This window comes from Streptomyces sp. ISL-36, from assembly GCF_018614205.1.
In the GTDB taxonomy this organism is placed as follows: domain Bacteria; phylum Actinomycetota; class Actinomycetes; order Streptomycetales; family Streptomycetaceae; genus Streptomyces.
Map to the genome: position 1 here is coordinate 1 of NZ_JAGGOS010000216.1, position 13,093 is coordinate 13,093.

Genomic DNA, 13,093 nt, shown 5'->3' on the forward strand with positions numbered 1-13,093 from the left:
AACTGGCCTGCAGCCTCATATGCCTCCGCCGCCTGCGAACCTCATTCTGAAACGATCAGTTAGAGGGCCGTCCCGGTCGGAAACGCGGGGGGCTGGGGAGACGCCAGCAACCCGGTCGGGCCGTGCCCGGCACAGGCAGCAGCTCAGCGCTGTCCCTGACACCTGGGCAGGCCTCCATTACGGCGTGGCTTGCCCAGGGTCGCCTTGAGCTTGTCCGGGCAAGGTCCGTCAGCCGAACAGGCCGCGGCGGGCTTGCCCGGCTCCTGGTCGCGGTCGCCCTCCGGCTCCGACTGTACGGGAGCCAGCTCCCATGAGGCTTCGGCGGCGGCTTCTTGCCGGGCGACGTCGTCGGCGTGGCAGGCCCCGCACACGGACAGGTTGCCGGCCTTCCAGGCGTCCCGTCCCGTGGTCTCCTCCCACCGTTCGTCGGTGAGCTTCGCCCCGCACCGCCTGCATATCGCGCGCCACGCCTCCCGCTCGGCGACCCGGCGCCGTGCTTCTTCCGGGTCGGCCTGGGCGGCTCGGCGGCGGTAGAGGACGTCGCCGTCGGAGTCGTGCAGCTCGTCGGTCAGCCAATGCGCGATGTCTCGTCCCAGGCACCGCCGCACCGCCGCGTCCGCGCCATGCTCCTGGAGCTGCTTCACGGTGGTGAGGATGACGGGCACGGCCTGGCGTCAGTCGAGGGCTGCGATCCTCCGCTTGCGGTAGTGGGAGTCGTATCGGCGGGGTGCCGCTTCGGCAGCTCGATCGCGCCGGACGCCACGGTGGTCGAGAGGGTGAGCTCGCGGTTCGCCCGCACCGTCGGATGAAAGGGATGACTTGCGGGCAGTAACACCAGAAGGACGCTCTTGCCGCTCCGGAGCGCCGCCTGTTCAACGGGAACCTGTCGTGGATGGGACGCGACGTCATCCTCAACGAACTCGCCTGGGGACTGCGCCCGATGTCACAGGGCCTCGAGTGGTTCGACAGTCTCGGCTCAGAGGAGCAGTCCGACGTGCTGCTCTTCCTGCGCCATCACTGTGTCCAGGTTTGCGCCGTCGCCAAGGACGGACCGGAGAGCATCCGCCGTGCCGGGCTACGCCCGACCCACACGCCTGCGGTACTGACCAAGCGCGACCGCGGTTGGTCAACGTCCTCGCCGGGGCGAAGGTGGGGGCGGTACGTCCGAGGAGGTCGACGACGGCCTGACCACCAAGCTGCATCTGGCGGTCGAACAGAGGCAGAAGCCCATGGCCATCGTGATCACAGCGGGACAGCGTGGTGAGTCCCCTCAGTTCGAGGTCGTCCTGGGCAGGGGCAGGGTGCCCCGACTCGGACCGGGCAGGCCACGCACCAAGCCGCGGAGGTACGCGCCGACAAGGCGTACGCCTCACACAAGAACCGCGTTTACCTGCGCGCAGCCGCGGCATTCTCTACACCATCCCCGACAAGACCGACCAGACCTGCAACCGCAAGATGCGAGGCTCCCCCGGTGGCCGGCCGCCAAGTTTGCCCCCGGGCCCGGGCGAGCTCGCGGCGGGTTCGCATCGTTGTCTGGCACCCGGACGAAGCTGCGCTCGACGCACTCGCGCATGGGCCCTCCATCGACTGGCGGCATGCCCAGGATGGTGAACGTCTCATTCAACGTCTTGCGCGAGGTGCGGTCGCTGAGCAGAGCGGTGACGTCCTCCAGCGGCTGGCGAACTCCCGTGCGGTCTCCGTGCCTCGCCATCCGACGAGGACCGCAGGCAGTGGTCCAGCCGTCACCGGTTCTGCACGGACGCCGGCATCAGTCTGAGCGTGAGCGGGACTACGACCACCTGTCAGGTGGGCCAGTGCTCCGCGCGTTTTCCTATGGTCGCGTCCGCTGACGCCCGGGCCGCGTGGACCAGGCGGGCCCTGAGCGGTGCGGGGAGGGCTGCCACGTCCCGTTTCTGCTGGCGTCGGGTCTTCCATCCGACCAAGTGCCGGACCGCACCGGCGTCGTGGCGCCGATCGGCCGTCGGGTCTTCGAGTGCGGCGACGATCTCCTCGATGGGAACGTCGGCGAGGAGCCGGTCCGGAAGAACTTCATGGACCGGAAAACCGGAGTAGCGGCCGCTGCCGGCGCCACACCAGGCCAGTAGCAGGAGCACTCGGCTCACCGGGTCCGGGTCCGCCTGCCGCAGCCGGTCATGGGCATCGGCCAGGAAAGCGGGTGAGGGTGCCGAGCCCGTCCGGGACAGGGCCAGCATGCGGCTGGTGAGGCCGGCCAGCGCCGGTGGTACAGCCGCGACCCAGTCCGCTTCCTCTGCTTCCCCCCGCCTTCGAGCCGCGTAGGCCTCCTCTTCCCGCGTCAGTGGGCCGGCGAGGCCGTGCTCGGTCAGCCACCGCAGCAACGATCCACCGTCCTTCAGGGCCGCGAGGCCCTGCCAGCCGTTCCAGCGCAGTGCTTCGCCGTGGTGGAGGACGACATCGGCGAGGCACTCGCCGCGCGGGTTGAGGAACTCGAATCGGACATCACCCACGCACGCGCAGATGGAACCGGTCAGCGCCCTGACCGCCATGGCTGTGCGCAGGCGGTCGCGGACGGGCGCATGCGACAGGTCGACGGACACCCGTCCGTCATGGTGGACCTCGCTCAGCCGGAGCTGCGAGGCATTGCGCAGGACGGAGTCCAAGGCGCGCAGTTCGGACATCGTCGACTCCAGCTGGCTCTGTTCACGTCATGTCGCGTCGCCGCGTTGCAGAGCCCGGTCATCGACTTGTCGAGCCCCCACACCACTGCGCCGTGCAGACCGCATCGTACGAGTGTGCCGAGTACGGGTCACGGCCGGGAGCGGCCTTCCCCGGCCATGGAGTGCACTCTTGTACTGAGGCGCTCACAGTCACAGCGTTTGTGACTGTGAGCGCTGCGTGCATGTCCCGCCGGTCAGTTTCGCATATCACCTGGAGTGCAGGGTTGCGCCTTTTCCGTCCCAACCGCAGTGCGTCAGGTTCGCTGTGGCCAGGGAGGGAGCTGAGCGTGACCATCCACGACGGCCACACGATCGATCCCCCTGCCTGGAGGAGACCTCCCTGCGGGATGTCCCGCCAGCACCTCCGGTACGCCTTCGAGAAGGGCATCGGTGCCCGCTCGAGGACTCCAGGCGCGTCATGCAAGCCGCGCACGATGCCATGACCCGCTCCGGCAACCCGCTCGACGCCCCAGGCGAGCGCTGTCGCTGCTCTCCTTCGAGGGTGTGCAGTCCCGTCAAGGTCGACCGGGTCGAGAAGCGCACCTTCCCCGAACGGCTCAAGAAGTACGAGAACGAGGCCGAGCTGGACTTGGCCGTCATGTTCGACGGCTGGATGTCCTAGGTATGGCCGTCCACGCACCCGTGGGAGACGCGGGCTCCTGACGCCATCGCGGCCGTTGCCGAAGTCCAAGGTCGACCTGTACGCGGCGATCCGCCGTGACTCGCGTCAGGGGCTCTCGAACCGCGCTCTCCAGCGAAAGTACGGTGTCGGATTCCTGACGGTGCAGAAGGCGATGTCGTCGGCATGGCCCGAGCCGCGGAAGCAGCTTCCGCCGAGGGCGCCCCGGCTGGACCGGTTCAAGCCGTTGATCGACGAGATGCTGCGGGTGAACCTGGACGCGCCGCGCAAGCAGCGGCACACGGTGAAGCGGATTCTCAAGCGGCTGCTGGATGAGCGCGGTGCGGACGAGATCTCGTACCAGATGGTCCGCGGTGCGCAAGCCCGGCGCCCTGCCGGGAGCGACCGCGCTCGACCAGGCTCGCTCTGCGGGCAGATTCGCCCCAGTCCATGACTCCTGGTGGGCCGCAGCCGTTAAGGCGCATGGAAAACGTGACGGAACCCGCGCGTTGATCGAGGTCCTGCTTCTTGGCCGCCACCTGCCCCACGAACACCTGGTCACCGGCCTCGCAGCCGCTCTCAAGACGGGCGCGTTGACCGCGACGCCGTCGCCCTGGAAGCCCGCAAGGCGGCGGAGGAAGACAGCCATGTCCCGGCGGAACACGTGTCCCCGACGGGCAGCCGGTCAAATGTCACGTCCCTGACCTCACGCCGCCTGGCCCACCTGCCACCCGACAAGCGGCCGCTGCCCTCGGTCGCCCACTACGGCCAGCTGCTGCGACTGCGCCGGCCGGATCGCCCCACCCCCTGAAGGAGAACGACTGTGTCCTTCCCCCGCCAGCGAGGACTCACCGAGCAGGCCGCCACCGCCGCGGTCGACCAGGCATGCCGGATGCTCCGGCTGCCGACCATCCGCAACCAGTTCCCCGAACTCGCCGAGACCGCCGACCGCGAGGAGATGTCCTGCCTCGGCTTCCTCGCCGAACTCCTGCTGGCCGAGTGCGACGACCGTGCCCGACGCCGCTCCGAACGACGGATCAAGGCCGCTGGCTTCCCCCCGGGACAAGTCGCTTCGCAAGTTCGACTTCGACGCCAACCCGAACATCGACGCGGCCTTGATTCACACCCTCGCCAAGTGTGAATGGATCAAGAAGAGCCTGCCGCTCTGCCTCATCGGCGACTCCGGCACAGGCAAGTCCCACCTGCTGATCACCCTCGGCACCGAAGCCGCGATGGCCGGCTACTGGGTCAAGTACGTGCTGGCCCCGAAGCTGGTCAACGAGCTGGTCGAGGCCGCCGACGAGAAGCAGCCGACCAAAACCATCCCGCTACGGCCGCGTCGACCTTTTGTGCATCGACGAGCTCGGCTACATGGAACTCGACCGTCGCGGCGCTGAACTCCTCTTCCAGGTTCTGACGAGCGGGAGGAAAAGAACAGCGTCGCGATCACCTCGAACGAATCCTTCTCAGGCTGGACCAACACCTTCACCGACCCCCGCCTCCGCGCCGCCATCGTCGACCGGCTCACCTTCGGCGGGAACATCATCGAGACCGGCACCGACCCCTACCGACTCGCCACCACACGCGCCCACGCCGAACAGCAGGCCACGGCCGACTGACCTTCCCCCGCAGCTCAGAGCGCGATCGGCCGGTACTTCAGAAAGCCTCGTCGACAATCTGCTCCGCAGATGCATCCTGCAGGAGCTTCAAGGTGGCCATCGCGGTCGCTACCGCCATACTCGGTGCCCTCCGGCCACCGAGCGCGCAGCAGCGAGTCCAGCAGGGTTAAACGATCGAGTCGTTCCGGGACGCAACGGACAGGAACTGCGGCACTCGTCCGCAACTAACGAACGGCCCTCTGCACAGCGTGTCGGGCTTGGTTGCTATGCCGTTCGAGGGCAGAACCTAACGGACCAAATCGGGAAACGGCCCGCCTCGAACCGGCCGCCCGGTCCACGTCATCGCGCCGCTGATGCAGCAGGTCCCCGCCGATGACATGAGTAGGCACCTCGATCTGGATCTGGCCAACCGGAGCAGCGACGATGCCGGGCCCGTGCACCCGCAAGGTGAGGCACCCCGGCGTGAAACCCGGGCTCACCGCATGGAGGACCTCACGCCGAGAGCGAGCCGGGTGATCAGCTCGTTATGGTGCTGTCTGTAGCTGTGGTCCGGGAGCTGTGGTGGCGGCAGCCTGGTTGGGGGTTGCGGCCGGTGGGTTCGCCGCCTCGGCGGCGCGGCGGTATTCGGCGTTGATACGCCGGGCTTCTTCGAGTTGGTCTTCGAGGATGACGATGCGGCAGGCAGCCTCGATGGGCGTCCCCTGGTCGACCAGCTCCCGAGCTCGAGCGGCGATACGCAACTGGTAGCGGGAGTAACGCCGGTGGCCGCCGGCGGAACGAAGTGGGGTGATGAGACGGGCTTCACCGATGGCACGGAGGAAGCCCTGCGTGGTGCCGAGTATCTCGGCAGCCCGCCCCATCGTGTACGCGGGGTAGTCATCGTCATCAAGACGGCCGTAGGAGTCGTCTGCTGTCATCGGCACCTCTCTGTGAAACGCGTCGAGGGGCCCTGGCGCCGAACCGGCACCAGGGCCCCGAAGGAACTGCTACACCATCTGTCGGCCCTCATACTGCGCCGACCTTCTGTTTCCGCGGACCCAGCCTGACTGCCGCCGGGAGCGCGGGGATCGCGGTTGCGTGACCGGAGACCACCTGCCTATCGATGTCCTGCGGTACCCGGACTCCATACCTCCATCCGGGCGATCCTGATGGCGCTCAACTCCTCCGTTCTTCCCTCCGAACTGATCACTCACCAACAGGTACTGCGTACTGCTGTGGCCTCGAACAGCGCCACTCTTCGGCAGCCAGCCCCGTCACCCGTCCTGCATCTGCTCTGGCTTGGAACCCCACTGCCGAACTTCCCGGTACGCGCGCCCGCAGTCAGACGCCTTTACCGAGGAACCACTGAGAACCGCACTGCTGGTACTGCTCATGGCGGCCCCTGATCACTGCGGGCCCACCCGGTCCGGTCGTCAGTCCCGTCGCCCGTCCTGCAACTGCTCTGGCTTCGGAACTCCACCACCGCACCGTCCTGCGAACTGCGACTTGCGGGTACTGCTGCCCGGCAGTTCATCTCTGCCGGGCCCTTCTCGATCTCGGCTACGAGAGAAACCGTAACCGCCCCACAGCCCAATGTCTACTTCGGCCAACATAGATTTTCGCGTGTTCGACCACGAGATAGTCACCCTCGAACAGGGCAGGAGTAGGCAGTTGAACCACGAGTGACCCGGCCACCGCTCCGCGCGGCGCCCTCCACACCTCCGACCGGTGCGCGGTCAGCCCACCGGTGGAGCGGAGCGCCGATGCGCTGAAGGCGGCCGCGGCGGCCTTCAGCGCAAAGCAGGAGCGCGGTCTGAGATCCCGGCTGTTCGCGAGACGACCGTCGTTCCGGACGGGTACACAGGTACAGCAGAGCCTTCCCGGTCGGCGCTGAGGCGTTTTTCGATGTGGGCACCCGGGAAGAGCGCAACCCGCAGAACGGCGACCCAGGCCCGACGTGCACCGAGATCTCGATGCGGCCGGCACCCCGCACGCGTAGCGAAGATCCCTCACAGGCGCCAGCCGCTCAGCTGCCGCCAGCCTGTCGTCGATACGGCTGGAACTCGTAACCCGTCTACCAGTCGCGTGGCCGGTCGCCGATCCGGCCTGCCACTCCCCCAGACAGACAATGGCTGCGGGCGCCCGAAGGAGCACCGCCACCTTGATGTTGTGAGGACCGTTCGTCGGCACCAGGGGCCGGTAGGCTGCCGGCGCCGTCGGAGCGGGGCGGCGGCGCGGTCGAGGCGAGGAAGTCGTCGAGCATGGCGGTCTGTACGTCGTGGGGGAATCGGCCGGGGTCGAAGAGGGCCTGGACGACGAGGCCGTGCGTGAAGGCGACGGCGGCTGCGGCAAGTTGTTCCGGGTCGGTGCCGGCCGGGAGCTGACCGAGGTCGCGTGCGGCTTCGAGGTGGGGACGGATCGTCGAGCGCAGGCGGGTGTAGCGGTCGGCCTGTTCCGCGGTCAGGTCGGCGTCGGCGAGGGAGAGGTCCCAGGAACTGACCCAGATGCGGTTGCGGGCGGTGTCGCCCGGCGTCAACGGCAGGATGTCCAGGAGCATGGCGCGGACGGTGGCGAGTCCTGCGGCGGGACGCGCGCGGCGGGGTCTCTCCGCGGTGCGCTGTTCCAGGAGCTCCAAGGCGTGGGTGATCAGGGCCCGTTTGTTCGGGAAGTAGTGCATGAGCATCCCGGTCGAGACGCCCATCGCTGCGGCGACGGTACGCAGGGTCAGCCCACCGAACCCCTTGTCGGCGAGTACACGCCACACCGCCTCGGATACGTCCTTGCGGCGGGCTTCACGGTCTCCGGGTGCGGGCGGCATGCTGCTAGCTTACGTACCGAACGCTTGCTACGCACCTGGAGAGTGAGGCCTCATGTTCACCCTGGCGCTCGGCGACCATGCCCGACTCCGCCCCCTGGAGCCCTGGCAGGCACAGGAGTTCCTCGCCCACATCGATCGCGCCCGGCCCTCCGTGGATCCGTGGATCCCGTGGGCGACCTACAGCACCGACCTCGACTCGGCCAAGGCCTCCCTCCAGCGCTACGCCGACCGTCTGGCCGAGGACACGGGCCGGATATACGGGATCTGGCTGGACGGCACGCTGGTCGGCGGCGTCATGTTCACCCGCTTCGACAACGCCTCCGGGGTGTGCGAGATCGGCTGCTGGCTGGAGAAGGCCGGGGAGGGACGGGGCCTGGTGACCCGGGCCTGCCGGGTGCTGATCGACTGGGCCTTCCGGGAACGCGGGATGAGCCGCGTCGAGTGGTGGGTTTCAGCGGGCAACACCCGCAGCATCGAAGCCGCGCGCCGGCTGGGCATGACCCGTGACGGCGTGCTGCGGCAGCGTTATCCGTACCGAGGTGTGCGGCACGACAGCGAGGTCTGGTCGGTCCTTTCCGAAGAATGGCCCACTCCCGAGGACGTGTCCCGATCCGGCGTCCAGGCCGAGCTCGACCGGCTGATGCGTGTGTTCGTCGGCGCCTTCACCAACGTCGGCGACATCCGGCCGGACCTCGGAGTCATCCGCGACGTCTTCATTCCGCAGGGGAGGATCATCGCGAACGTCGGGGACGAGCCCGTGATCTACGACCTCGACGCGTTCATCGAGCCCCGGCAGAAGATGCTCACGGACGGGACGCTGACGGAATTCTCCGAATGGGAGGTCGCCGAACGGACCGAGATCGTCGGATCGATCGCGCACCGGTTCAGCGAATACCACAAGTCCGGCTTCCACCGAGGCGAGTGGTTCGAAGGGGCCGGCCACAAGACCACCCAGTTCGTGCGGACGCCGTCGGGGTGGAGGATGGCCTCGCTGGCCTGGGACGACGCGCCCGCCACCGGATGACCGTCCGCATCCCGGAGCGATGAGTCCCCGAGCGCCGAGTCTTCCCACGCCGAGGCCGGACTGGCCCAGGCGCAGGCCACCTTCGACGCTGCCCAGGCCGCCGCCGACGCCCAGCACCAGCAGTGGCGCCGGGGCCTGCGCCGCGACGCCTGGGTGGAGTTCATCGCCACCGTCGACAAGATCGGCGAAGAGGCTCGACTCTTCGCCGACACCCCAACCAGCCCACAGGCACTGCCCTGGATGGCTTCGGAGCGGCCATCCAGCAGGTGTGGACCACTTATGCGCTGGTAGAGCTCGAAGGTCCCTGGTACATCGTGGAGGCCGCTGACGTGGTCCGGGCCGCATGCACCAACCTGTCGCATGCAGTGAGCCGCACGCTGTAGCACCGCACTCCCGGTCAGGAACCGGAAGGGCAGCCGATGAATGAGGACATGAGTTTCGCCGCCACTGTTCTCCAACAGGCACGGGGCGCGTTCGTCGTCATGGCCCGGGAACACCTCAACAGCACTGACCACACCGAGCAGGAGGCCATGGCCTCGGCCGTCCTGGGCAGCGCTCCGCAGGCACCCGCCGATTAGTGCTCTGACCGAAACGGGTCGTCACCGGGTCGATGGTCATGGCGGTTGGACGTACGGAGACGTCTCATCCGACTGCTGGGGGTGTGGTGGCTGAGCCTGTCCGTGTGCGCAGGTCGACCGACCAGGCGGGGCGGAAGCTGCGACAGCCCGCTTCCCCGACCGGGCCTCGCTCGACGAGTTCGGACGGCTCGGCATCCGACTCACCCTCTCGGTTCCTGCTGGGCCGAGCAGGGCCACCCCGAGCGACACGACCGTAACCACACCGCGCAGAACCGACACTTCACGACTACCCGAGGTCGCACAACGCGAGCGCCCGCCATCCTGATGTGCTGACCGCGCAACGCCGCGAGCGCGCTCGCGGCATGAAGACCTTCGGTGGCCGCGCTTACGAGACACCTTCAGAGGCCCAGGCACGGAACAAAGTGAGCGCCTCGGACAGGTTGCCGGGCCCACAGGCGATACGGAACGTCTGCTTGGACGTCCAGGCCGTCACCCAGTCGTGCTCTCCCCGGGTGACCCTCTGCCGGGGGTACTCCCGGTCAGCCAGCTCCGTCTCCTCAAGATCGATCTTGATGGTCCAGCCGGGGTTGTCGAGCGTCGCGATCGTCACGCCCCACTCGTGTTCCCAGTCGCCGTCGCACTGTGAGGCGTACCAGCTTTGCAACCAATCAAGCACATTCTCGGGTTCGGACATGACGCAGATGCTAGGCGAAGCGCGCGGGGCCTGGGACCTGGTGAACGTTCCCCGACCTTCCGGTGCCCCACCGCCCACTCCCCGGGGAGCGGAGGTGGCCGGGGCGGCCGGTGGCAGCCGTGGACCGGCCGGTGGGCCGGCTGCGGATGCGGGAAGCGGGCGGGATGGCCGTCGAGTTGGGACGTCGGCGTTGTCAGTGGTGCGCTGTAGCTTCGGATGTGTTCGAGAGATCGTGCGAGAGGGGTGGATTCGTGGGTGTGGAGCGTACGTTGAGGGTCGTTCTGGTCGATGTCAACGACAAGGTGGTGGCGGCCTGGCGTTCCGCGTTCGCGGACACGCCCGAGGTCGAGATCCGGCAGGGCTCCATTCTCGATGTGGATGTCGACGCGTGGGTGTCCCCCACCAATGAGCGGGGCCGGATGGACGGTGGGGTCGACGCCGTCGTCAAGCGGCACCTCGGGGCCGGTATTCAGGTGCGGGTGCAGCGGGCGATCCGTGATCGGTTCGGCGGGAGTCTGCCGGTGGGCAGCGCGGTGTGTGTCCCGTCCGGGGCGGCCGTGCCGCGCTTTCTGATCTCGACGCCGACCATGCGGCAGTCCTCGCAGAACATCAGCGAGACCATGAACGTGGCGCTGGCGTGCGCGGCCGCGTTCCAGGCGGTGCATCTGCAGAACCGGGCGAAGCCCGGCAGCATCCGGTCGGTGGCGCTGGTGGGAATGGGCGCGCAGACAGGTCGGGTGCCCGCGCGGGTGTGCGCCAATCTGATGTGGACGGGCTACACCCTGTTCCAGGATCACGGGTTCACGGATTACGACGAGTTGCGAGCCGCGGTGTTGGGGCAGCTCGACGACATCGAGGGGGCGGGGTCCGCGCGGCGGGTTCGGATCAACGTGCCGGAGCGGCCTTCCTTTCGTCGCTGACGCGAACACTCCGCAGGCCGGCACCGCACAGGGCGGCGACGCCGGCGACGACCTTGTCGAATCCATTCAGCATGCCGACGGACCCGAAGGGCCGTCCGCTTCGATTCCTGGGAGTTCTGCCGTCGTGAGTGATGTCGACGTTCCGGCCGCGGGCGAGGCGGGTTCCTCGGATGGGGACCCGTTGGGGCTGGCCGAACTGTTCACCGGTGGTGGTGAGCCGTGGCTTCCGTTGTTGGGTCCGGTGATCGAGGCGCAGCCGGGAGCTGCCGATTTCATCGGTCCGAAGCGCAGTCCGGAGGTGGTTCCGGTGCGCGAGTTGACGTTCCAGGCGCTGAAGCCGCACCCGCCGCAGAAGTGGAAGGTGGTCGTCTTCGGACAGAACCCGTATCCGCGGGCGGAGAGCGCGACCGGCATCGCGATGTTCGACAACACCTTCAATGACTGGAAGGACAGTCAGTTCGGTCGGGTGGTCAGCATTCGCTGCATCATCAAGGCGGCCGCGATGTGGAAGTACGGCATCGTCAAGAAGACTCCGATCGCCGACATCCGGGCCTTGTTGAAGAAGGAGGACACGGTTCCGCCGCCGGAGTGGTTCCAGGCGATGCTCACCCAGGGTGTGCTGCTGCTGAACGCCTCCCTCACGGCGAGTGCGGACGGGGCGATGCCGACCGATCGGCACACGTCGTTCTGGCGGCCCGTGGCCGAGCAGATCGTCGAGGAGATCCTTCGGGCGAAGCAGGATGCCGAGGAGGAGGATCGGGGTGTGGTGTTCGCCTGGTGGGGCGCGCATGCCCGGAGCCTGAAGAGGGTCGTCCAGCGGCTGGAGAAGAAGTACCCGGGGGTCGAGGTCCGGCACCTGGACCACGCGAATCCGGCGGCGCAGGGGGACATTTTCTGCGAGGGGGACCACTTCGCCCAGGTGAACGACGCCCTCGCGGCGGTGGGGGCCGAGCCGGTCGACTGGTTGCCGCAGAAGGGCTGGGACCAGGAGGCGGCGGGGGCCGGTGGGTCGGAGGGTGGTGGCGTCGCGGAGCGGATGGGGGCGTTCATCGCGTCGACGATGGAGCTGCACCAGCTGTATCTGGAGCGGCTCACGAGCGTCAAGGACGAAGGGCTCGTCCTTCCGCCTGTCACCGGGGTGTTCGACACGCCGGTGATGGATTTCCGAAAGGCCGTCGAGCCGGTGTCGCGGGTACTCGCACATCTGGATCGGCACATCGAGCGGTCGAGTCGGTTCGGGGAGGCCAAGGTCGCCGAGGCGGAGCGCGTGGGCGGGCTGTCCGCGGAGGGGGCGTACGGAGAGGGATTGTCCGCCGACGCGATCTCGGCGCTGTACCTGTACACGTGTGAGTCCACGTTCTACCGCGAGATCAACGCCGTGCTGCGTTCTCCGGACCGGGAGCGGCTGGTGCCGTACCTGCCGTACCTGAGGTTGCTGTTCTCGGCGGTGGCGGCGTTGCCGGCGCAGACGCGACCGTTGTGGCGTGGTGTTGCGTTGGATCTGCGGTCCCAGTATCCGGCGGGGCGGACGGTGACGTGGTGGGGTGTGTCGTCGTGCACGTCCGAGTTGGGCGTGGCTCGGGCATTCCTCGGGAATCGTGGCAGGCGGACCTTGTTCGAGGTGACGCCGGCGCGGGCAGTGGGTATCCGCCGGTTCTCCGCGTTCACGGGCGAGGAGGAGTACATCCTCGCGCCGGGCACGCAGCTGAAGGTGACGGAGGTGAAGGCCGAGCGTGGGGGGCTGTGCACCGTGCGCCTGACCGAGTTGGAGGGTCAGGGGTTGGTTTCTTAGGCGCAATACCGGTGATTTAGGTGCCTTTCAGGCGTCTGCTGGTTGGTTTGGTGGGTGGCACCAGCGTGACGGTGTGAGTCGGTGGTGGGGGTGGGTTGCGGTGGTGGGGGTGTTTGAGGTGCCAGTTGGTCATCTTGCGTTTGATGACGCGGGGGTTGGAGCGTCGTCTGCGGGGTGGTAGGAGTCGTTCGAGCAGTTCACGGGTGGTGTGGGTGAGGGCTTGGTGGAGTCGTGAGGGGGGAAAGTGCCGCCTGGTCGGTGACGTGGCGGCGGGTGGCGTTGAGGGTGCGGGTGAAGGAGATCCGGTCCGGATCGAGACCGGCCTCATGGGCGGTCTGGTGCATCATGTCCCGC

The 13,093-nt window shown here is 67.9% G+C and carries 11 protein-coding genes and 2 pseudogenes; 8 read left to right on the forward strand and 5 right to left on the reverse strand.

Annotation, left to right across the window (positions count from 1 at the left end; genetic code table 11):
* Positions 1-143: 143 nt before the first annotated feature.
* Positions 144-644 (reverse strand): hypothetical protein, encoded by a 501-nt coding sequence (locus tag J7E93_RS36555; protein WP_215074359.1) that lies wholly within the window; start codon positions 642-644, stop codon positions 144-146.
* 296 nt (positions 645-940) lie between these two features.
* On the opposite strand from J7E93_RS36555, the gene J7E93_RS37695 reads away from it, so the two are divergent.
* Positions 941-1,264: a DUF5958 family protein gene (locus J7E93_RS37695; RefSeq protein WP_251067596.1), complete on the forward strand. Its 324-nt coding sequence runs from the start codon at positions 941-943 to the stop codon at positions 1,262-1,264.
* A 538-nt stretch (positions 1,265-1,802) separates the two neighbouring features.
* On the opposite strand, the gene J7E93_RS36560 is transcribed toward J7E93_RS37695, so the two are convergent.
* Positions 1,803-2,657, reverse strand: coding sequence for a hypothetical protein (locus tag J7E93_RS36560; protein WP_215074352.1), 855 nt, complete (start codon positions 2,655-2,657; stop codon positions 1,803-1,805).
* Between the two features lie 716 nt (positions 2,658-3,373).
* Between J7E93_RS36560 and J7E93_RS37700 the strand changes: the two genes are divergently transcribed.
* The 3 genes and pseudogenes from J7E93_RS37700 to J7E93_RS37710 all read left to right on the forward strand — a co-directional run bounded on the left by J7E93_RS37700 (position 3,374) and on the right by J7E93_RS37710 (position 4,934).
* Positions 3,374-3,769, forward strand: coding sequence for a hypothetical protein (locus tag J7E93_RS37700; RefSeq protein ID WP_251067595.1), 396 nt, complete (start codon positions 3,374-3,376; stop codon positions 3,767-3,769).
* Between the two features lie 438 nt (positions 3,770-4,207).
* Positions 4,208-4,456, forward strand: coding sequence for an ATP-binding protein (locus tag J7E93_RS37705; protein WP_251067597.1), 249 nt, complete (start codon positions 4,208-4,210; stop codon positions 4,454-4,456).
* A pseudogene (locus J7E93_RS37710) lies at positions 4,431-4,934 on the forward strand (ATP-binding protein). Before J7E93_RS37705 ends, J7E93_RS37710 begins: the two are co-directional and overlap by 26 nt.
* 524 nt (positions 4,935-5,458) lie before the next feature.
* Here the strand turns inward: J7E93_RS37710 and J7E93_RS36575 are convergent.
* Positions 5,459-5,851: a MerR family transcriptional regulator gene (locus J7E93_RS36575; RefSeq protein ID WP_215074353.1), complete on the reverse strand. Its 393-nt coding sequence runs from the start codon at positions 5,849-5,851 to the stop codon at positions 5,459-5,461.
* 1,250 nt (positions 5,852-7,101) lie between these two features.
* Positions 7,102-7,731, reverse strand: a pseudogene (locus J7E93_RS36580) (TetR/AcrR family transcriptional regulator); the annotation flags it as partial.
* Positions 7,732-7,783: 52 nt separating this feature from the next.
* Between J7E93_RS36580 and J7E93_RS36585 the strand changes: the two are divergent.
* Both J7E93_RS36585 and J7E93_RS36590 read left to right on the forward strand, forming a co-directional pair.
* Positions 7,784-8,755 (forward strand): GNAT family N-acetyltransferase, encoded by a 972-nt coding sequence (locus tag J7E93_RS36585; RefSeq protein WP_215074354.1) that lies wholly within the window; start codon positions 7,784-7,786, stop codon positions 8,753-8,755.
* Positions 8,756-9,174: 419 nt separating this feature from the next.
* Positions 9,175-9,333, forward strand: coding sequence for a hypothetical protein (locus J7E93_RS36590; RefSeq protein WP_215074355.1), 159 nt, complete (start codon positions 9,175-9,177; stop codon positions 9,331-9,333).
* Positions 9,334-9,718: 385 nt separating this feature from the next.
* Here the strand turns inward: J7E93_RS36590 and J7E93_RS36595 are convergent, their stop codons facing one another.
* Positions 9,719-10,027, reverse strand: a complete 309-nt coding sequence (locus J7E93_RS36595; RefSeq protein ID WP_215074356.1) for an immunity 53 family protein — start codon at positions 10,025-10,027, stop codon at positions 9,719-9,721.
* A 251-nt stretch (positions 10,028-10,278) separates the two neighbouring features.
* Here J7E93_RS36595 and J7E93_RS36600 point away from each other — a divergent pair, with 251 nt between their 5' ends.
* Together J7E93_RS36600 and J7E93_RS36605 are read left to right on the forward strand one after the other, a co-directional pair.
* Positions 10,279-10,947 (forward strand): macro domain-containing protein, encoded by a 669-nt coding sequence (locus J7E93_RS36600; protein ID WP_215074357.1) that lies wholly within the window; start codon positions 10,279-10,281, stop codon positions 10,945-10,947.
* A gap of 124 nt (positions 10,948-11,071) precedes the next feature.
* Positions 11,072-12,739, forward strand: a complete 1,668-nt coding sequence (locus J7E93_RS36605; RefSeq protein ID WP_215074358.1) for an ADP-ribosyltransferase domain-containing protein — start codon at positions 11,072-11,074, stop codon at positions 12,737-12,739.
* Positions 12,740-13,093 lie beyond the last annotated feature (354 nt).

What these genes read in the sequence shown, in the direction of transcription:
- J7E93_RS36560 (WP_215074352.1), bottom strand. Translation starts at nt 2,657, where the DNA reads ATGTCCGAACTGCGCGCCTTGGACTCCGTCCTGCGCAATGCCTCGCAG.
- J7E93_RS36595 (WP_215074356.1), bottom strand. Translation starts at nt 10,027, where the DNA reads ATGTCCGAACCCGAGAATGTGCTTGATTGGTTGCAAAGCTGGTACGCC.
- J7E93_RS36575 (WP_215074353.1), bottom strand. Translation starts at nt 5,851, where the DNA reads ATGACAGCAGACGACTCCTACGGCCGTCTTGATGACGATGACTACCCC.
- J7E93_RS36590 (WP_215074355.1), top strand. Translation starts at nt 9,175, where the DNA reads ATGAATGAGGACATGAGTTTCGCCGCCACTGTTCTCCAACAGGCACGG.
- J7E93_RS37705 (WP_251067597.1), top strand. Translation starts at nt 4,208, where the DNA reads ATGCTCCGGCTGCCGACCATCCGCAACCAGTTCCCCGAACTCGCCGAG.
- J7E93_RS36585 (WP_215074354.1), top strand. Translation starts at nt 7,784, where the DNA reads ATGTTCACCCTGGCGCTCGGCGACCATGCCCGACTCCGCCCCCTGGAG.
- J7E93_RS37695 (WP_251067596.1), top strand. Translation starts at nt 941, where the DNA reads ATGTCACAGGGCCTCGAGTGGTTCGACAGTCTCGGCTCAGAGGAGCAG.